Here is a 17,025-nt window from a genome sequence, read left to right on the forward strand (position 1 = left end):
CATGAGGGCATGGCAGTTCGAAGGCACGGGCAAGCCGATCGCGATGAACGAGGTGGCGGAGCCCGCCCCCGGCCCGCAGGAGGTGATCATCGACGTGAAGGCCGCCGGGCTGTGCCACAGCGACATCATGTACATGCAGGTCGGCGAGTCGGTGATGCCGTTCCTGCCCATGACCCAGGGGCACGAGAACGCGGGCGTGATCAGCGCCCTCGGCGAGGGAGTCGAGGGCTGGCAGGTCGGCGACGTCGTCGGCGTCTGCTCCTCCGGGGTCCGGCCGCCGCTGGGCATGTTCGCGCACGGCGGCTTCGCCGACAAGCTGGTCGCCGACGCGGCGGACCTCGCGCGGGTTCCCGCCGGGCTCGACCTCTCCCTGGCCGCCCTGGCGACCGACGCGGGCATGACGTCCTACCACGCGATCATCAAGGCCGGCGGCGCGTCGGCGGGCATGAAGGTCGGCGTCATCGGCTACGGCGGCCTGGGCCAGATCGGTGCCCGCGCCGCCGTCCTCACCGGTGCCGAGGTGCACGTCGCCGAGACGAAGGAGTCGGTCTGGGGCCTGGCGACGGCCGCCGGTGTCACGGGGGTGGTGCGCGACGCGGCCGAGTGGGCCGGTCAGGGCTTCGACCTCGTCGTGGACTACGCCGGGTTCGACACCACGCAGAAGGCGATCGACGCCGTCCGGCGCGGCGGCAAGGTCGTGCAGGTCGGTTTGGGCGCGCCGACCTTCACGATCAGCAGCAACACGATCCTCGGCAAGAGCCTCGTCGGGTCGCTCGGTGGCACGGTGCAGGACATCGAGGAGGTCTTCGACCTGATGCTCCGGGGCGAGATCGAGCCCGTCTACACGCAGATCGCGTTCGACGAGATCGGGGCCGGCCTGGAGCGGCTGCGCAACAACGAGGTCACGGGGCGGCTCGTCGCCCGCTTCGGCGACTGACCCTCGGCACCGTTGGCGCGGCTCAGACGATGCCGCCGTTGGCGCGCAGCACCTGACCGTTGACCCACCGGCCCGGCCCGGCCAGGAAGGCCACCACCTCGGCGATGTCCTGCGGGGTGCCGAGCCGCTGCAGCGGCGGCTGGGCGGCCAGCCGGGCGACGGTCTGCTCGTCCTTGCCGTCGAGGAACAGGTCGGTGGCGGTGGGGCCGGGGGCCACGGCGTTGACGGTGACGTCCCGGCCGCGCAACTCCCGGGCGAGGATCAGGGTCAACGCCTCGACGGCTCCCTTGGTCGCGGCGTACGCGGCGTAACCGGGCAGGGCCAGGCCGACGACCGAGGTGGAGAAGGTGACGATCGCCCCGCCGGGGCGCAGACGGCGGGCGGCCTGCTGGGCGACCACGAAGGTGCCCCGCACGTTGGTGCGGTGCATCCGGTCGAACGCGTCGAGGTCGAACTCGGCGACCGGGGCGAGCGTCATCACCCCGGCCGCGTGGACGACCACGTCGACGCCGCCGAAGGACGCCTCGGCGGCGTCGAAGAGTGCCGCCACCGCCGGCTCGTCGGCGACGTCGGCGCGTACGGCGAGGGCCCGGCCGCCGGCTGCGGTGATCGCCGCGACGGTCTCCTCGGCGGCGGCCTGGTTGCCGGCGTAGCCGACGGCGACCGCGAGCCCGTCGGCGGCCAGCCGCAGGGCGACCTGACGGCCGATGCCCCGGGAGCCGCCGGTGACGACGGCGACGCGCTGGGAGTCGCTCATGGTGCTCTCCTTCGGGTCGATCCTTGTATACGCTGTGTCTATATAACCAGGATGTGGACAGAGTGTCTACAAGGAGGGTGGTGGGTGTGACCGAGGAAGCGGCCCGACCGGGCCGGCGCGGTCGCCGCCCGGCGGCCCAGGTGCGCGCGGAGATCCTCGCCGCCGCCGGCGAGCTGCTGATCACCGAGGGGATGGCGGCGTTCACCATCGAACGGGTGGCCGCACGCGCCGGGGCCAGCCGCATGACCATCTACAAGTGGTGGCCCTCCAAGGGGGCGCTCGCCCTCGACGGCTACTTCGCCGTGGTGGAACCGACCCTCGCGTTCCCCGACACCGGCGACATCCGGGCCGACCTGACCAGCCAACTGCTCGCCTTCGTCCGGCTGCTGGCCGACACGCCCGCCGGTCGGGTCGTCGCCGAGCTGATCGGTCAGGCGCAGACCGACCCGGAGCTGGCGCAGGCGTACCGGCAGCGGTACTCCGGGCCGCGCCGCGCCCTCGCCGTCGAGGCGATCGGCCGGGCGGTGGCCCGGGGCCAGCTGCGTGCCGACACCGACGCCGAGGCGGTCGTCGACCAGCTCTGGGGGGCCTGCTACCACCGGCTGCTGGTGGCCGACCAGCCGCTCACCGAGCGCTTCGCGCTGACCCTGGTCGACAACCTGATCCGTGGCCTGACCCCCGCGCCCCCGCGCGGATCGTGACCGCGCGGGGGTGCGGGGTCGGTCAGGGGATCGGCCACTCGTGGACCGGCCGGTTGCTGTGCATCAGGGTCACGTAGTGCCGGACCACCTCCCGCAGCGCCGCCGGGCGGTCCAGGTGGTCGGCGGACTCCAGCCGGTGCAGCGTCTCCACCTGCCAGGTGGCCCCGTTGCGGCCGGTGAGGCAGCGCTGCTCGATGATGCCGAGCAGCCGGTCCCGCTCATCCGGGTCCACCCCCCAGCGGTCCAGCCCGTGGTGGGCCAGGGGCAGCAGCCGGCGCAGCACCAGCTCGGTGACGGGCAGGTAGCCCAGGCCGGGCCAGAAGACCTGGGCGTCGATGCCGTGCCGGGCGCAGGTGTTGAAGTTCTCCTCGGCGGCGCTGAACGACATCTGCGACCACACCGGCCGGTCCGACTCGGCCAGCGCCCGGACCAGCCCGAAGTAGAACGCGCCGTTGGCGACGGTGTCCAGCACGGTCGGGCCGGCCGGCAGCACCCTATTCTCCACCCGCAGGTGCGGGCGGCCCTTGTACACGTCGTACACGGGACGGTTCCAGCGGTAGATGGTGCCGTTGTGCAGCCGCAGCTCGGCCAGGCTCGGCACGTCGCCACGGGCGAGGACCTCGGCCGGGTCCTGCGGGTCGCAGACCGGCAGGAGCGCCGGGAAGTAGCGGACGTTCTCCTCGAACAGGTCGAACACCGTGGTGATCCAGCGTTCGCCGAACCACACCCGGGGGCGTACCCCCTGGGCCTTGATCTCCTCGGCCCGGGTGTCCGTGGCCTGCTGGAACAGCGGGATGCGGGTCTCGCGCCACAGCTCCCGGCCGAAGAACAACGGCGAGTTCGCGCCGAGGGCCACCTGGATGCCGGCGATCGCCTGGGCGGCGTTCCAGTGGTCGGCGAACTGGGCCGGGCTGACCTGAAGGTGGAACTGGGTGCTGGTGCAGGCGGCCTCCGGGGTGATGGTGTCGGCGGTCACCGCCAGCCGCTCGACCCCGCTGATCGCGATCAGCAGGTCCTCGCCCCGGGCGGCGAAGATCTGCTCGTTGAGCAGCTCGTAGCGCGGGTTGGCCGACAGGGTCGACGCGGTCAGGTGCTCCGGGCGCAGCGTCGGCAGGATGCCGATCATCACCATGTGCGCCCCGACGCTCCTGGCCTTCGCCTCGGCGGCGTTGAGGCTGGCCCGGATGCTCTCCTCGAACGCCGAGGTGCCGCCGCCGGTCAACCGGCGCGGCGCGACGTTGATCTCGACGTTGAACTGCCCCAGCTCCGTCTGGAAGCTCGGGTCGGCGACGGCCGCCAGCACGTCGCTGTTGCGCATCGTCGGCATCGAGTCGTCGTCGACCAGGTTGAACTCGATCTCCAGCCCGGTCATCGGCCGCTCGACGTCGAAGCGCGACTCCCGCAGCATCTCGGCGAAGACGTCCAGGCACCGCCGCACCTTCTCGCGGTAGCGGGCCCGATCCTCGCGGGTGAATGTCCGTACGCCGACGTCCTCGCCCATGTCACCGCCCTGTCACCGTTGGTCCACCCAACCTCGCACGCGGCGGCCGGCCGGGGGAAGACCCGAAGGTCCCTCGACATACCCGCCCGGCACCCGGGTGACGCACACCGCCGCGCCGCGGTGCGCGCCCGACCGCCCCGCCGGGCTGACTACCATGTCGGGCAACCGGTGAGGGAGTGACGATGCGCGAGAAGATCACCAGGCTCTTCGTGGCGGCGGCGGTCGCCGAGGCCTGCTCCTGGCTGGCCCTGCTGATCGGCATGGCCGTCAAGTACGGGCCGCCGGACAACGAGATCGGGGTGAAGATCTTCGGGCCCGTGCACGGCGCGCTCTTCGTAGCCTACGGCCTGCTGGTCCTGGCCGTGGCCCGGTTGCAGCGGTGGCGGCCGTGGCCCACCCTCGTCGCGCTGGCGTGCGCCGTCCCGCCGTTCGCCACCCTGTTCTTCGAGCGCTGGGCCGCCCGCCGGGGGATGCTGCGCACCGCGCCCGAGCCGGAGCGCCCGTTGACCCCGGTGGGCTGACCTGCGGGCCGCACCGCAGCGCCCGTCACCGGGCGAGGAACGCCGACAGCTCGGCGGCGAGCTGTTCCGGGGCCTCCTCGGCCATGTGGTGCCCCGAGTCGATCGCGACGCCGCGCACGTGGTCGGCCCAGTCCCGCCAGATCGCCGTGGGATCGCCGTACAGGTCGACCAGGTCGTCCCGCTCGGACCAGCAGAACAGCACGGGGCAGGCGATCCGCCGCCCGGCGGCCCGGTCGGCGTCGTCGGCCGCCCGGTCCGGGCCCAGGCCGGCCCGGTAGTCCTCGCACATCGCGTGCACCGTCGCCGGGTCGTGGATCGCCCGGCGGTAGTCGGCGTACGCCTGCTCGCCCATGACGGCCGGCGAGCCGCCGTACCAGGCGTCCGGGTCGGCGTTGATGACCCGCTCCGCCGGCTTGGCCGACTGGCCCAGGAAGAACCAGTGCCACCAGCGGGCCGCGAACCGGGCGTCGGCGCGGGCCAGGGCCTCGCCGATCGGCACCCCGTCGAGCACCGCGAGCCGGCTCACCCGGCGGGGGTGGTCCAGCGCCGTACGCATCGCCGCGTAGCAGCCCCGGTCGTGCCCGACCACCGCCGCCCGGTCGTGGCCCAGCGCGTCGAGCAGGCCGACCACGTCGCGGGCCATCGCCCGCTTGGCGTACGTGGTGTGCCCGGGGTCGCTCGGCGGTTTCGACGAGCCGCCGTAGCCGCGCAGGTCCGGGCAGATGACGGTGTGCTCCCGGGCCAGCAGCGGCGCGACCCGGTGCCAGGTCGCGTGGGTGCGCGGGTGACCGTGCAGCAGCACCACCGGCGGCCCCGAACCGCCGTGGCGTACCCGTAGCCGCACCTCGCCGACGTCGATCTCTTCCAGCGTGAACCCGTCGAACATGCACCCCCGGTGCCCGGCACCGGATCGGCGGAAACGTCGGCCCGACGCCCGGGGTGCCCTCAGCGCGGCAAGACGACGGCGACGGCGATCACCACGACCAGCAGCGCCCCCAGGATGGCCTGCAGCAGCAGCGGCGGCCCGAGGTGGGTCCAGAGGGTGGCGTGCCGGGGGCGGAGCAGTTGCCCGGTGGTGAGGTTGACGATCCGCTCCACCCGGGGCGGCAGGTCCGGATCCTGCGGCTTGAGGGTGATCTGCACCCAGTCGGCGGGGTGCAGGGCGCTCTGCGCCAGGTGACCGTGCAGCTCCACCTCGCAGAGCCGGTTGTCGGAGTCGCGTAGCTGCAACGGGGTGACCAGGAACTCCGGCCCCTTGCGCAGCTCCTTCCAGCTGCGCCGGGACCCGCCGCCACCGGCGCTGGACAGCAGCGAGCGGAACGCCAGCAGCAGCAGCCCCACCAGGCTCGCCGCCGTCACCACGGCGACCAGCACCGGCTGGCCGATGCGCAGCTCGCGGGGATAGCCGTCGAGCAGCTTGACGACCCGGCCGGTGACGACCCGCTGGGTCGGGCGAGCGAGTGGCCGGTATTCGAGGTCACTGTCCATGTTCACCACCGCCGAGAGGTCCATCACCGGGAGTCCGGATTCCCTGCACCGATCGTATCCGCCGGGGTGGGCGGATGACGTGAATGAACGCGAGTCATGTTCGTGGCGGGCTCAGGTGACAAGGCCACCGGCGCGGGTAAGCGGGGGGCCGAGCTGGAAAGGGGTCGAGCATGCAGCTGTCCTTCCTGCGCCCGCTCTACGACCGTCCCGGGCCCTGGTGCTCGGTCTACCTGGACGCCTCCCGCGACACCGAGGACGCCCACCCGGCGCTGGACCTGCGCTGGCGGGCCCTCAAGGGCCACCTGCTGGAGCAGGGCGCCGACGCGGCCACCGTCGACGCCGTCGAACGGGTGGTCCGGGGTCACGACCCGATGCCCGGGGACTACGGCATCGCCGTCTTCGCCGCCCGGGGCCGGGTGGTGCTCACCGAGTACCTCTCCGCGCCGCCGCTGCGGGACCTGGCGACGGTGTCGGAGCTGCCGCACACCATGCCGCTGCTCGCCCAGCGGGGCGAACAGGTCGCCTGGGTGCGGGTGCTGGCCGACCGGGCCGGCGCCGACGCCGTGGCGGTCAGCGCCGGCGGTGTGCCCCGCCGCGCCCACGTCACCGGCCGGGAGGACTTCCAGCTGCGCCGGGTCAACCCCGGCGGCTGGTCGCAGTCGCGCTACCAGCGCGCCGCCATGGAGGCGTGGCACCACAACGCCGGCGACGCGGCGGCGGCCACGGTGCAGCTGGCCGAGCAGGTCGGCGCCGAGGTGCTGGTGGTGGCCGGCGACGTGCGGGCCACCGGCATGATCGCCGCCCAACTGCCGCCCCGCTGGCAGGACCTGGTGGTCCGCACCGACGCCGGGTCCAGGCACGCCGGGGCGGACCCGACGCTGATGGACGACCTGACCGTGCAGACCATCGCCGAGGTGGCCGACCAGCGGATCACCGCCACGCTGGACCGCTTCGGCATGCAGCAGGACGTCGGGGCGGGGCTCGACGCCGTGGTCTCGGCGCTGCAACGCAACCAGGTCGACACCATGCTCATCGTGGACGACCCGTCATCGACCGCGCAGCTCTGGATCGGCCCCGAGGCGACCGACCTCGGCACCGACCCGGGCCAGCTCACCGCCGCCGCGGTCGCCGAACCGCACCGGGTACCGGCCGACGCGGCCCTGATCCGGGCGCTGGTCGGCACCGACGCGGAGCTGACCGTGCTGGCCCCCGACGAGGCCCCCGAGCTGACCGACGGGGTCGGCGCGGTGCTGCGCTACGTCGACGCCGGCACCCCCGGGCGGGGCGATGGCTGAGCGTACCGGGGCCGACCTGGTGGTGGAGCGGCTGCGGGCCTGGCGGGTGCCGCGCGTCTTCGGCTGCCCGGCGGCGGCGATCGCCCCGGTCGTCGCGGCCCTGGACGGCTCGGGAGGGGACCCGGAGTTCGTCCCCGCCCGGCACGAGGAGACCGCCGCCCTGATGGCCAGCGGGCACGCCAAGTTCACCGGCGGGATCGGCGTCTGCCTGGCCGCCCAGGGCCCCGGCGCGATCGGCCTGCTCACCGGGCTCTACGACGCCAAGCTGGAGAGCAGGCCGATGGTGGCGATCGTCGGCGAGGACGTCACCGGCCCGCTCGGCGGCGCCCACGAGGAGATCGGGCTGACCCGGCTCCTCGGCGACGCCTGCCACCAGTTCCTCCGCTACGCGCGCACCCCCGAGCAGGTGCCCGCCGTGCTCGACCAGGCGCTGCGCACCGCCGCCGCCACCCGCAGCCCCACCTGCGTGGTGCTGCCGGAGCAGGTGCAGACGGCAGCGGTGGCCGACCTGCTGCCGCAGGCCGCCGGGGTGACCTCGGCGACGCCGGGGGAGCCGCCGGCCCGGGTGCTCCCGCACGACGCCGACCTGGCCGCCGCCGCGGCCCTGCTCGGCGTCGGGGAGCGCACGGCGATCCTGGTCGGTCAGGGCGCGTCCGGCGCGGCCGACGAGATCGTCCGGCTCGCCGACCGGCTCGGCGCGGGGGTGGCGACGAGCCTGCTCGGCAAGCCCGTCCTCGACGAGCGGCTGCCCTTCCACACCGGCGTGCTCGGCGAGGTGGGCAGCAACGCCGCCGCCCAGCTCATGGGGGGCTGCGACACCCTGCTGATGGTCGGCACCAACGACCCGTGGACCGGGTACTACCCGCTGGCCGGGCAGGCCCGCACCATCCAGATCGACCTCGACGGCCGCCGCGTCGGCGCCCGGCACCCGGTGGACGTGCCGCTGGTCGGCGACGCCGCCGAGACGCTGCGCGCGCTGCTCGACCGGGTGCCCGACCGGCCCCGGCGACACTGGCGGGAGACGGTGGAGGGCAGCGTCGAGCGCTGGCGGGCCGAGGCGGCGGCCCGCGCGCAGTCCCCCGCCGAACCGGTCAACCCGCAGCTCGTCCTGCACGAGCTCGCCGCCCGGCTGCCCCGCCCGGCCGCGCTCGCCGTCGACGTCGGCTCTGTCCTCTACTGGTACGCCCGGCACCTGCCCCTGCCGCCCGGGGTCTCCGCCCAGCTCTGCGGCACCCTGGGCGCGACCGGCTGCGCCCTGCCGTACGCGGTGGCGGCGAAGCTGGCCCGCCCGGACCGGCCCGTGATCGCGCTGGTCGGCGACGCCGCGATGCAGCTCAACGGGCTGGCCGAGCTGATCACCGTGGCCCACCGCTGGACGCAGTGGCCCGATCCCCGGCTGGTGGTGCTGGTGCTCAACAACCGGGACCACTCCGGCACCGACGCCGGTGGGCTGCCGCCCGGCGGGACCGGTCGCCGCCCCGACGTGCCGTACGCCGGGTGGGCCCGGCTGCTCGGGTTGCACGGCGTGCGGGTGGACCGCCCGGAGCTGGTCGGCGCGGCCTGGGACGAGGCCCTGGCCGCCGACCGGCCCAGCGTGCTGGAAGCCGTGGTCGACCCGACCGTGGCGCTGCGCGTGCCGGAGCCGGCGCTGGCGGACCTGCGCAGCCTCTTCGCCGACGGCGACACCGCCCGGCTGGTGCGGGACCGGGTGCCGGCCGGCACGGTGGACGATCTCGTTTAACCCCGCTCTGGCCAGGGCATTTGCCTCTCTGCCCGACCGCGAGGAGAGACCGATGTCCGAGCCCGTCGACCGTCGATACGGTCCTGCGACCCTGCCGCCGCCCCGGGGGCCGGTCTCGGCCGCGCTCGTGCGGGCCCTGCGGCAGCCCCCGCACGACCTGCCGGCCGGCCTCGACGCGCCGTTCGACCCGGCCGGGCCCGACCCGCTGACCGACGAGGATCTCCAGCTCACCCTCTTCCTCTGCTACGAACTGCACTACCGGGGCTGGGCGGGGGTGGCCGACGACTGGGAGTGGCAGCCAAGCCTGCTGGCCCTGCGGGCCCGCGCCGAGCGGGTCTTCGAGACGGCGGTGCGCCGCCTGGTCGACCCCCTGCCGCCGGTGCGCCCCGACGGCGTGCCGCAGGCGCTGGCGGAGCTGGTGGCCGCCGACGACGGCCCGCCGCTGGCCGCCGCCGTGCAGCGCCGCGCCACCCTGGAGCAGTTCCGCGAGTTCGTCACCCTCCGCTCGATCTACCACCTGCGGGAGGCCGACGCGCACAGCTGGGGCCTGCCCCGCCTCGGCGGCCCGGCCAAGGCCGCCCTCGTCGAGATCCAGATGGACGAGTACGGCAACGGCCAGCTGGACCGGATGCACGCCGAGCTGTTCCGGCGCACCATGGGCTGCCTCGACCTGGACACCGACTACGCCGCCCACCTGGACCGGGCACCGGCGATCACCCTGGCCAGCAACAACCTGATCTCCCTGTTCGGGCTGCACCGCCGGCTGCGCGGGGCGCTGCTGGGGCACCTGGCGGCGTTCGAGATGACCTCCTCGCTGCCGAACCGCCGCTACGGCAACGGCCTGCGCCGGCTCGGCCTGGACGCCACGGCCACCGCCTTCTACGACGAGCACGTCGAGGCCGACGCCGTGCACGAGCAGATCGCCGCGTACGACCTCTGTGGCGGGCTGGCCCGCGCGGAGCCGGCGCTCGCCCCCGACCTGGTCTTCGGCGCGGCGGCGGCGCTGGCGGTGGAGGGCCTCTTCGCCGGTCACCTGCTGGCCGCCTGGGAGCGGGGGGAGAGCTCGCTGCGCGACTCTGCCCGCTCGACCTCGGCCCTGCCGGTCCCCGTCGCATCCGAGGCCGCAGTCGTTTCCGGGGCAGCGGTCGTTTCCGGGGCAGCGGTCGTTTCCGCGATCGCCTGAGCGAGCCACCCGCCTGGGCGAGCCACCCCGCCTGGGCGGGGCACCCGCCTGGGTGGGCAACTTCCGCCCAGGCTTTGCTGAGAGGTGGCGACGGATCCAGGCCAGCGGGTGCCATGATCCACTCGATGTGCGGTACAACGCGCTCTCCTGCTCTTGCGAGAGCGCGACATGCCGCACATTGAGTGGATCAAGAGGCCCCGGCCCTCGGGTCGGGGCGGGAGGAGTCGAGCCCGCCGCTGGAAGACCCGGCCCCGTCAAGGCGGCTGGGGCGAGCCCACCCTTTGATTCTTTCGTTCCACCTCATGGGAATTGTGAAGATCTTGGTACAGAGTGGCCCCTCCAGGGGCCGTTTCTCGCCAAGATCTCCGGCGCGGCCGCTGCGGGACGCGGGTGGGTTTCGGGACGGGCGGGGTGCGGATGAGGCCCGGGTGGAGGGCGGCGCCGTGTGCAGTGTGGGGGTGATCGGGCCGGCGGTCAGCCCTCCCGGTCGGTGCCGGCGCGGAACCCCACCGCCTTGTGCGAGCCGTCGCAGAACGGCTTGAGTGCCGACCTGCCGCACCGGCACAGCGCGACCACACCCCGACGGGCGTCGATCGCCTGCCCCTCGGGGGTCACCAGGGCGAAGTCCCCCCGCACCAGCAGCGGCCCGTCCGGATAGGGCGTGATCGTGGCCCTCGCAGGACAATCGTCGGCACTCATGCCCGCACAGTGCCCACCCACCCGACCCGGAAACCCCAACCCACCCGGCCCACCCAGCAACTTCGCCGAAGTTGCTGGGTGAACGCGGATTCAGCCAGCAGGGGGAGAGGGGCGGGCAGGGGAGGAGGGCGGGGGCGGGGCGGACGGGGTGCCCAGGTGGTGCGGCGGGGGGCGGACGGGGCACACCGCCGTCCAGCGGGGAATGCCCCCGGCGGGTGGCGGAGGCCCCGTTTAGACCCCATCGGGACGGGAAGCCGGCCGCGTGGCGATCGAACGAGGCGGGCTGGAACGGGCGCAGCCGGTACGCGGGGGGCTCACGGCGGACGGCGCCGGGCTGGCCGGCGACCGGGTGGTGGCGGTGGGCAGCCCGGGACGGGTCCTGGTCGCCGCCGCGGCGCGGGCCCTGCGCGGGGAGGACTGCGCCGACCTCGGCACGCCGACGGTGCTGTCCCGGTTCACCGCGGTGCCCGAGCCGGTGCGGCGGGCCGCCGCCGCTCGGGCCGCCGGGCGGACGGCGCTGACTGCGGAGCAGACCGCCGAGGTCGACGCGGCCCGGGTGGCCCGGTGGATCGTCGAGCAGTACCCGCGCCGACGCTACCCGGGGGTGGTGCTCGGTTCCCCGCACGGCGCGGCGGCGCACCTCGCGGTCGCCCTCGGCGTGCCCTGGCTGCCCGCCGCGTTCGAGACGACGGTGCGCTGGCACCGGGGCGCGGTGGACCGCCCCGCCGCCGCCCTGGAGCACGGCGCGGTGCTGGCCGCGCGGCTGCTGGCCGGCAACCCCGACGTGCACGTACGACAGGTGCACTGCCCGGCCAGCCGGGGCGCGCAGGCCGGGGCGACCGTGTCGCTGGCGGTGCGTTGGCAGTGCCTGCCGGCGGCGTACGCCCGGTTCCTGGCGGAGCGGGTCAGCGCCGGCGCCCCGGTGCTGCTGGTGCGCGACGCCCGGACCTGGCCGGTGCACGACGTCGGACGGGGACACAGCTTCCAGGCCGGCTCACCGGGCAGCGGGCTGGAGCCGGTGGACTTCCACCCGGACTCGCCCGCGTTGCGTCAGGTGCTGCGGTGCGCCGGCGGCGACGGGGCCCGGTGGGAGCCGGCGGAGGTCACCACGGGGCAGGGCTACGCCGAGCACGGGGTGGAGGCCGGCTTCGAGCTCGCCGTCGGGCAGTGGGCCGGCCGGCGTGGGCACCGCCTGCACCGGGTGCTCGTCGACCGGCCGGAGGCGCTCAGCGCCGCGGTGGCCGACCTGTACCGGGCGTGGCTGCGGCGGGCCGGCAAGACCGGCGACCGACTGGTCGTCGAGTGCGGCCGGCTGCTCGACCCGTGGCAGGTGGTGCGGGCGGGGCTGGTGCCGTACTGGTGCGAGAACGCCACCCGGCGCAGCGTCGACGCCGTGGAGTGGTGGCTCGCCGGCAGTGAGGCGTTCAGCTCGGTCGACGTGCTGCCGGAGTCGCCGGGGTTGCGCTCGCCGGCGCTGGCCGGGCTGCCGCAGTGGCTGGCCGTGGCCGCCTTCGGCCGCCGCCGGCGGGCGGTGGACCGCACCGCGGCGCGGGGCTACCCGATGGCGGCGGTGCCCACCCGCCGGGCCACCGAGGTGCTGCGGGCGCAGCCGTACGACCTGCCGGTGCCGCCGCACCTGCCCGCCGCCACCGCCGTGCAGGCGCTGCGCGACGGCGCAGGTGGGCAGGGATTGCTGGTCTGCTGACCCCGGCGGCGTCGCGCGGTCCGCCCGCCGCGCCGGGCCCGGCGGCACCGGCCGGCCGAAACATCCTCGCGAACCCGGGTCGCCGTGATTGAGTACCTACGGAGCGGGAAGTCCGCTGGCTGCGACGGCCACCACGCCGCGCAGCCCTGCGGTCGACGCTTCTCGACGAACACGTCAGGTGACCCACGTCAGGTGACCCACTTTCCGGCCCGGTGCGTGGCTCGACCACGCCCACGACCGGCTTTCCCGATCAGGCGGGGACCTTCCTGAGGGAGGCGCGGATGTTCGGACAGACCACCACGACCACACCACCACCCACCGAACGAGGTCTGGAGGACCTCGACGCGGCGGCGCTGGCGTACGCGGCGCGGATCGAGGGGCTGCCCCCCGAGCGGCGGCAGGAGGCGCGCGACGACCTGGTCCGCTTCGCGCTGCCGTTCGCCGGCCGGCTGGCCCGCCGGTACCGGGGGCGGGGTGAGCCGTTGGAGGATCTGGAGCAGGTCGCCCGGCTCGGGCTGGTCAACGCCGTCGACCGGTACGACCCGGAGCGCGGCTCGTTCACCGCGTACGCGGCCATCACCATCGTGGGGGAGATCAAGCGGCACTTCCGGGACCGCACCTGGGGGGTGCACGTGCCCCGGCGGCTGCGTGACCTGATCCTGGAGGTCGGCCAGGCCACCTCGGCGCTGACCAGTGAGCTGTCCCGGGCCCCGTCGGTGGCGGAGCTGTCCGAGCGGCTGGAGACCCCGCAGGCGGAGATCCTCGCGGCGCTGGAGTCCGCCGCCGGATACAGCCCGGCGTCGCTGAACGCGCCGGTGGGCGGGGAGAGCTCGGCGGAGTTCGGCGACCTGGTGGGGGAGAGCGACAACGCGTTGGAGTCGGTCGACGACCGGGTGACCGTCAGCGGGCTGCTGCACCGGCTGCCCTGGCGGGAGCGGCGCATCCTGGCCATGCGCTTCTACGGCAACCAGACCCAGGCCGAGATCGCCGCCCGGTTCGGCATCTCCCAGATGCACGTGTCCCGCCTGCTGTCGCGGGCGCTGACCTGGCTGCGGCAGGCGATGCTGGCCGACGCCCCGCCGCCGTGGCAGAACGGCCCGGCGGAGGCCGAACCGGACCGGACGAGGATCGCGGTGCGGCACACCGGCGACCGGGTCGTGGTGGAGGTCGGCGGCGAGGTCGACCGCGACGGCGCGGACGAGCTGCGCCGGGCGATGCTGGAGGCGGTGACCGGGCAGCCCCGCGAGGTGATCATCGACCTGGTCGGCGCGGGCGGCTTCGACGCCGGGGGGATCGCCGCGCTGCTGGCCGGCCGGGACGCCGCGCAGCGGACCGGGGTGCCGCTGCGGCTGACCCGCGTCCAGCCGGCGGTCCGCCGGTCGCTGACCGCCGCCGGCCTGCCCCCGGCCCACGACTGACCGGCGGGGCTCGCACTCGCACCGGCGCAGGCCCGGCGACCCGTCGGGCGGCACCGGACCGCCGGCGTGCGGCCGCCGACGAGAAGAGCAGTGGGTACGCGGTGGGGGCGGGCCGGTCGACCGGCCCGCCCCCACCTTCGGCGTACGTCAGTCGTCGTCGCGGCTGTGCGGGTGCCGCCACCGTTCGTTCTGTCGCGGCTCCCGCCCCGCGCCGGGGTCGTGCTCGTCCTCGGGCGCGTCGCTCTGCTCGAAGCTGGGGCGGCGGATGTCCTCCGGGTTCGGCACGTCCACCGGCCGGGCCCCCGACTGCGGCGCGGGCTGGTACGCCACGGCCTCCCGGGCGCCGTGCGCGCCCTCGGCCGCCGGCGACTCGGCGTCGTGCCGCTCGTGGTGCAACTCCTCGCCGAGGCTCTGCGGCGGTTTCGTGGTGCGCTGCGGCAGGTCCCGGCCGAGGTCGGCGACGAGGTGGCCGTACTTCAGGTCGAAGGCGGGCCGCTCGGAGCGGATCCGGGGCATCCGGTCGAAGTTGCGCAGCGGGGGCGGGCAGGTGGTGGCCCACTCCAGGGAGTTGCCGAAGCCCCAGGGGTCGTCCACCGCCACCATCGCCCCGTACCGCCAGGACTTCCAGACGTTGTAGATGAAGAAGAGGGTGGAGGCGCCGAGCACGAACGACCCGACGGTGGAGATCATGTTGAGCGTGGTGAAGCCGTCGCCGGGCAGGTAGTCGGCGTAGCGGCGGGGCATCCCCTCGGCACCCAGCCAGTGCTGCACCAGGAAGGTGGCGTGGAAGCCGACGAACATGGTCCAGAAGTGGGCCTTGCCGAGCCGCTCGTCGAGCAGCCGGCCGGTCATCTTCGGGAACCAGAAGTACACCCCGCCGAAGGCGGCGAAGACGATCGTGCCGAACATCACGTAGTGGAAGTGCGCCACCACGAAGTACGTGTCGGTCACCTGGAAGTCCACGGGCGGGCTGGCCAGCAGCACGCCGGTCAGGCCGCCGAGCAGGAAGGTCACCAGGAAGCCGATGGCGAAGAGCATCGGGGTCTCGAAGGTGAGCTGCCCCTTCCACAGGGTGCCGATCCAGTTGAAGAACTTCACCCCCGTCGGCACGGCGATGAGGTAGCTCAGGATGCTGAAGAACGGCAGCAGCACCTGCCCGGTGGCGAACATGTGGTGCGCCCAGACGGCCATCGACAGCACGGTGATCGCGATGGTGGCCAGCACCAGCCCGGTGTAGCCGAAGATCGGCTTGCGGGCGAAGACCGGGATGATCTCGGTGATGATGCCGAAGAACGGCAGCGCGATGATGTAGACCTCGGGATGGCCGAAGAACCAGAACAGGTGCTGCCAGATCATCGGGCCGCCGGTGGTCGGGTCGAACACGTGCGAGTGCAGCAGCCGGTCGGAGGCCAGGGCCAGCAGCGCGGCGGCCAGCAGCGGGAAGACCAGGATCACCAGGACCGAGGTGAGCAGCAGGTTCCAGGTGAAGATCGGCATCCGGAACATGGTCATGCCGGGGGCGCGCAGGGTCAGGATCGTGGTGATCATGTTGACCGCGCCGAGGATGGTGCCCAGCCCCGACACGACCAGCCCGACCACCCAGAGGTTCGCCCCGATGCCGGGGCTGTGCTGCGACAGGTTCAGCGGGTTGTACGCGGTCCAGCCGAAGTCGGCCGCCCCGGACGGGGTGAGGAACCCGCCGACGGTCATCGCCGCGCCGAAGAAGTAGAGCCAGTAGGCGAAGGCGTTGAGCCGGGGGAACGCCACGTCGGGGGCGCCGATCTGCAGCGGCACGAGGTAGTTGCCGAAGCCGAAGACCATCGGCGTCGCGAAGAGCAGCAGCATGATCGTGCCGTGCATGGTGAACATCTGGTTGTACTGCTCGGGGGAGAGCAACTGCATGTCCGGCCGGGCCAGCTCGATGCGGATCAGCATCGCCAGCACGCCGCCGAAGATGAAGTACGCGAACGAGGTGATCAGGTACAGCAGGCCGATCTGCTTGGCGTCGGTGCTGCCGAGCAGCTTGATCAAACTGGATCCCGGCAGGGGCGAGCGCACCGGGCCGGGATAGCCGCCGAAGCGGGCCGGCGCGAGGATCGCGGGGCCCCGGTCGCGCCCGGGTTCCGTGGTTACCCGTCTGGGCATGTCAGCTCACTCACCCGTCGTCACGGCAGAAGGGACGGGCGTGCCTACCCGCCCCTCTCCCCATGTAACCAGGCGAGAGCGGTAAATTTGGTAAATTGGGGGTGAGTCGTTCAGGTGGCCTGGAGTCTCAGGTGGCCGGCAGTATCGCCCAGACGACCTTGCCGTCCCCGGCCGGCGAGCTGCCCCACCGCTGGGCCAGCTCCCGGACCAGCAGCAGCCCCCGGCCACCCTCGGCGCGCGGATCGTTGCCCGCCGCCGGCCGGAGCGCCCCCCGGCTGCCGTCGGCGACGGCGATCTGAAGGTACGGCCGGCGCAGCGTCAGCGTCACCCGCATCGGGGTGCCGGCATGCCGGACCACGTTGCCGACCAGCTCGCTGAGCACCACCGAGGCGGGGCCGGCCACCTCGGGCAGGTTCCACCGCCCGCAGGCGTCGGCGACCAGCTCCCGAGCCCGCCGGCAGGCCCCGGCGACCGGCTCGAACCGGGCGCGCAGCCGGGGCGACGCGGCGGCACCGGCCGTGCGGGTCGCCTCCGCGCAGTCCTGCCGCACCGACACCACCCGCCCCGCCGTGGACTCCGCCAGCCAGCGCGCCGCGTCGGGCGGCGGGGCGCAGAGCACGAACGGCACGGTCGGCCAGTCGGCCGCCTGCCGGGCGGCGGCGGCGAAGACCGACAACGCCAGCCGGTCACGGACGGTCACCGAGCCGAGGTCCACCACCAGCGCGTCCGGCTGCTCGGTGAGGCAGCGGTCCAGGACCTGGTGCACCGGCCGCATCGTGGCCAGGTCGAGGGCGCCGCTGAGCCGTACGACGGTCACCGGCGACTCGTCGCAGACCTGGCAGCTGATCCGGCTCGACATGGGCGTCCTCGCTTCGGTCTCGGGGTGACCTGCGAGTACCCGGCCCGCCGGACGGCGAAACAGCGCCCCTTCCCG

Annotated in this window: 15 protein-coding genes; 8 read left to right on the forward strand and 7 right to left on the reverse strand. The window is 74.2% G+C overall.

Annotation, left to right across the window (positions count from 1 at the left end; translation table 11 throughout):
• Position 1 precedes the first annotated feature (1 nt).
• A complete protein-coding gene (locus ACLQ2V_RS14880) occupies positions 2 to 937 on the forward strand; it encodes a zinc-binding dehydrogenase (RefSeq protein ID WP_425719053.1) in 936 nt (311 codons plus the stop codon).
• A gap of 22 nt (positions 938 to 959) precedes the next feature.
• Here the strand turns inward: ACLQ2V_RS14880 and ACLQ2V_RS14885 are convergent, their stop codons facing one another.
• Positions 960 to 1,694 carry an SDR family oxidoreductase gene (locus ACLQ2V_RS14885; RefSeq protein WP_425719054.1) on the reverse strand — a complete coding sequence of 245 codons (735 nt, stop codon included), beginning with the start codon at positions 1,692 to 1,694 and terminating at the stop codon, positions 960 to 962.
• An 86-nt stretch (positions 1,695 to 1,780) separates the two neighbouring features.
• On the opposite strand from ACLQ2V_RS14885, the gene ACLQ2V_RS14890 reads away from it, so the two are divergent.
• Positions 1,781 to 2,395: a TetR/AcrR family transcriptional regulator gene (locus ACLQ2V_RS14890; protein WP_425719055.1), complete on the forward strand. Its 615-nt coding sequence runs from the start codon at positions 1,781 to 1,783 to the stop codon at positions 2,393 to 2,395.
• A 22-nt stretch (positions 2,396 to 2,417) separates the two neighbouring features.
• Here ACLQ2V_RS14890 and ACLQ2V_RS14895 read toward each other — a convergent pair whose 3' ends face one another.
• Positions 2,418 to 3,896, reverse strand: a complete 1,479-nt coding sequence (locus ACLQ2V_RS14895; protein WP_425719056.1) for a glutamate--cysteine ligase — start codon at positions 3,894 to 3,896, stop codon at positions 2,418 to 2,420.
• Between the two features lie 182 nt (positions 3,897 to 4,078).
• Between ACLQ2V_RS14895 and ACLQ2V_RS14900 the strand changes: the two genes are divergently transcribed.
• Entirely contained in the window at positions 4,079 to 4,417 is a 339-nt protein-coding gene (locus tag ACLQ2V_RS14900) for a DUF3817 domain-containing protein (protein ID WP_425719057.1), read from the forward strand.
• A gap of 25 nt (positions 4,418 to 4,442) precedes the next feature.
• On the opposite strand, the gene ACLQ2V_RS14905 is transcribed toward ACLQ2V_RS14900, so the two are convergent.
• Together ACLQ2V_RS14905 and ACLQ2V_RS14910 are read right to left on the reverse strand one after the other, a co-directional pair.
• The gene (locus ACLQ2V_RS14905; protein WP_425719058.1) at positions 4,443 to 5,303 is read right to left on the reverse strand and encodes an alpha/beta fold hydrolase; all 861 of its coding nucleotides are present in this window, start codon (positions 5,301 to 5,303) and stop codon (positions 4,443 to 4,445) included.
• Positions 5,304 to 5,362: 59 nt separating this feature from the next.
• Positions 5,363 to 5,914, reverse strand: coding sequence for a hypothetical protein (locus ACLQ2V_RS14910; protein WP_425719210.1), 552 nt, complete (start codon positions 5,912 to 5,914; stop codon positions 5,363 to 5,365).
• A gap of 161 nt (positions 5,915 to 6,075) precedes the next feature.
• Between ACLQ2V_RS14910 and ACLQ2V_RS14915 the strand changes: the two genes are divergently transcribed.
• Genes ACLQ2V_RS14915 through ACLQ2V_RS14925 form a run of 3 tightly spaced genes read left to right on the forward strand, consistent with a single transcriptional unit; the run spans position 6,076 to position 10,124 of the window.
• Entirely contained in the window at positions 6,076 to 7,200 is a 1,125-nt protein-coding gene (locus ACLQ2V_RS14915; RefSeq protein ID WP_425719059.1) for a Vms1/Ankzf1 family peptidyl-tRNA hydrolase, read from the forward strand.
• Positions 7,193 to 8,941 (forward strand): thiamine pyrophosphate-binding protein, encoded by a 1,749-nt coding sequence (locus tag ACLQ2V_RS14920; protein ID WP_425719060.1) that lies wholly within the window; start codon positions 7,193 to 7,195, stop codon positions 8,939 to 8,941. Before ACLQ2V_RS14915 ends, ACLQ2V_RS14920 begins: the two co-directional genes overlap by 8 nt.
• 52 nt (positions 8,942 to 8,993) lie before the next feature.
• On the forward strand, positions 8,994 to 10,124 hold the full coding sequence (locus ACLQ2V_RS14925) for an iron-containing redox enzyme family protein (RefSeq protein ID WP_425719061.1): 1,131 nt from the start codon (positions 8,994 to 8,996) through the stop codon (positions 10,122 to 10,124).
• Positions 10,125 to 10,598: 474 nt separating this feature from the next.
• Here ACLQ2V_RS14925 and ACLQ2V_RS14930 read toward each other — a convergent pair whose 3' ends face one another.
• Positions 10,599 to 10,823, reverse strand: coding sequence for a CDGSH iron-sulfur domain-containing protein (locus tag ACLQ2V_RS14930; protein ID WP_425719062.1), 225 nt, complete (start codon positions 10,821 to 10,823; stop codon positions 10,599 to 10,601).
• Positions 10,824 to 11,106: 283 nt separating this feature from the next.
• Here ACLQ2V_RS14930 and ACLQ2V_RS14935 point away from each other — a divergent pair, with 283 nt between their 5' ends.
• Complete coding sequence (locus ACLQ2V_RS14935) at positions 11,107 to 12,528, forward strand: hypothetical protein (protein WP_425719211.1); 1,422 nt, start codon at positions 11,107 to 11,109, stop codon at positions 12,526 to 12,528.
• A 281-nt stretch (positions 12,529 to 12,809) separates the two neighbouring features.
• The gene (locus tag ACLQ2V_RS14940) at positions 12,810 to 13,946 is read left to right on the forward strand and encodes a SigB/SigF/SigG family RNA polymerase sigma factor (protein ID WP_425719063.1); all 1,137 of its coding nucleotides are present in this window, start codon (positions 12,810 to 12,812) and stop codon (positions 13,944 to 13,946) included.
• A gap of 147 nt (positions 13,947 to 14,093) precedes the next feature.
• On the opposite strand, the gene ctaD is transcribed toward ACLQ2V_RS14940, so the two are convergent.
• Positions 14,094 to 16,091 (reverse strand): cytochrome c oxidase subunit I, encoded by a 1,998-nt coding sequence (gene ctaD, locus ACLQ2V_RS14945; protein ID WP_425719064.1) that lies wholly within the window; start codon positions 16,089 to 16,091, stop codon positions 14,094 to 14,096.
• A gap of 127 nt (positions 16,092 to 16,218) precedes the next feature.
• Positions 16,219 to 16,950 carry an ATP-binding protein gene (locus tag ACLQ2V_RS14950; RefSeq protein WP_425719065.1) on the reverse strand — a complete coding sequence of 244 codons (732 nt, stop codon included), beginning with the start codon at positions 16,948 to 16,950 and terminating at the stop codon, positions 16,219 to 16,221.
• Positions 16,951 to 17,025 lie beyond the last annotated feature (75 nt).

Origin of the sequence: Micromonospora sp. DT233 (genome assembly GCF_049841815.1) — a bacterium.
Lineage (GTDB): Bacteria > Actinomycetota > Actinomycetes > Mycobacteriales > Micromonosporaceae > Micromonospora.

Coding starts and splice junctions, on each gene's coding strand:
- ACLQ2V_RS14880 (WP_425719053.1), top strand. CDS start 2: ATGAGGGCATGGCAGTTCGAAGGCACGGGCAAGCCGATCGCGATGAAC.
- ACLQ2V_RS14885 (WP_425719054.1), bottom strand. CDS start 1,694: ATGAGCGACTCCCAGCGCGTCGCCGTCGTCACCGGCGGCTCCCGGGGC.
- ACLQ2V_RS14895 (WP_425719056.1), bottom strand. CDS start 3,896: ATGGGCGAGGACGTCGGCGTACGGACATTCACCCGCGAGGATCGGGCC.
- ACLQ2V_RS14900 (WP_425719057.1), top strand. CDS start 4,079: ATGCGCGAGAAGATCACCAGGCTCTTCGTGGCGGCGGCGGTCGCCGAG.
- ACLQ2V_RS14905 (WP_425719058.1), bottom strand. CDS start 5,303: ATGTTCGACGGGTTCACGCTGGAAGAGATCGACGTCGGCGAGGTGCGG.
- ACLQ2V_RS14915 (WP_425719059.1), top strand. CDS start 6,076: ATGCAGCTGTCCTTCCTGCGCCCGCTCTACGACCGTCCCGGGCCCTGG.
- ACLQ2V_RS14920 (WP_425719060.1), top strand. CDS start 7,193: ATGGCTGAGCGTACCGGGGCCGACCTGGTGGTGGAGCGGCTGCGGGCC.
- ACLQ2V_RS14925 (WP_425719061.1), top strand. CDS start 8,994: ATGTCCGAGCCCGTCGACCGTCGATACGGTCCTGCGACCCTGCCGCCG.
- ACLQ2V_RS14930 (WP_425719062.1), bottom strand. CDS start 10,823: ATGAGTGCCGACGATTGTCCTGCGAGGGCCACGATCACGCCCTATCCG.
- ACLQ2V_RS14940 (WP_425719063.1), top strand. CDS start 12,810: ATGTTCGGACAGACCACCACGACCACACCACCACCCACCGAACGAGGT.
- ctaD (WP_425719064.1), bottom strand. CDS start 16,091: ATGCCCAGACGGGTAACCACGGAACCCGGGCGCGACCGGGGCCCCGCG.
- ACLQ2V_RS14950 (WP_425719065.1), bottom strand. CDS start 16,950: ATGTCGAGCCGGATCAGCTGCCAGGTCTGCGACGAGTCGCCGGTGACC.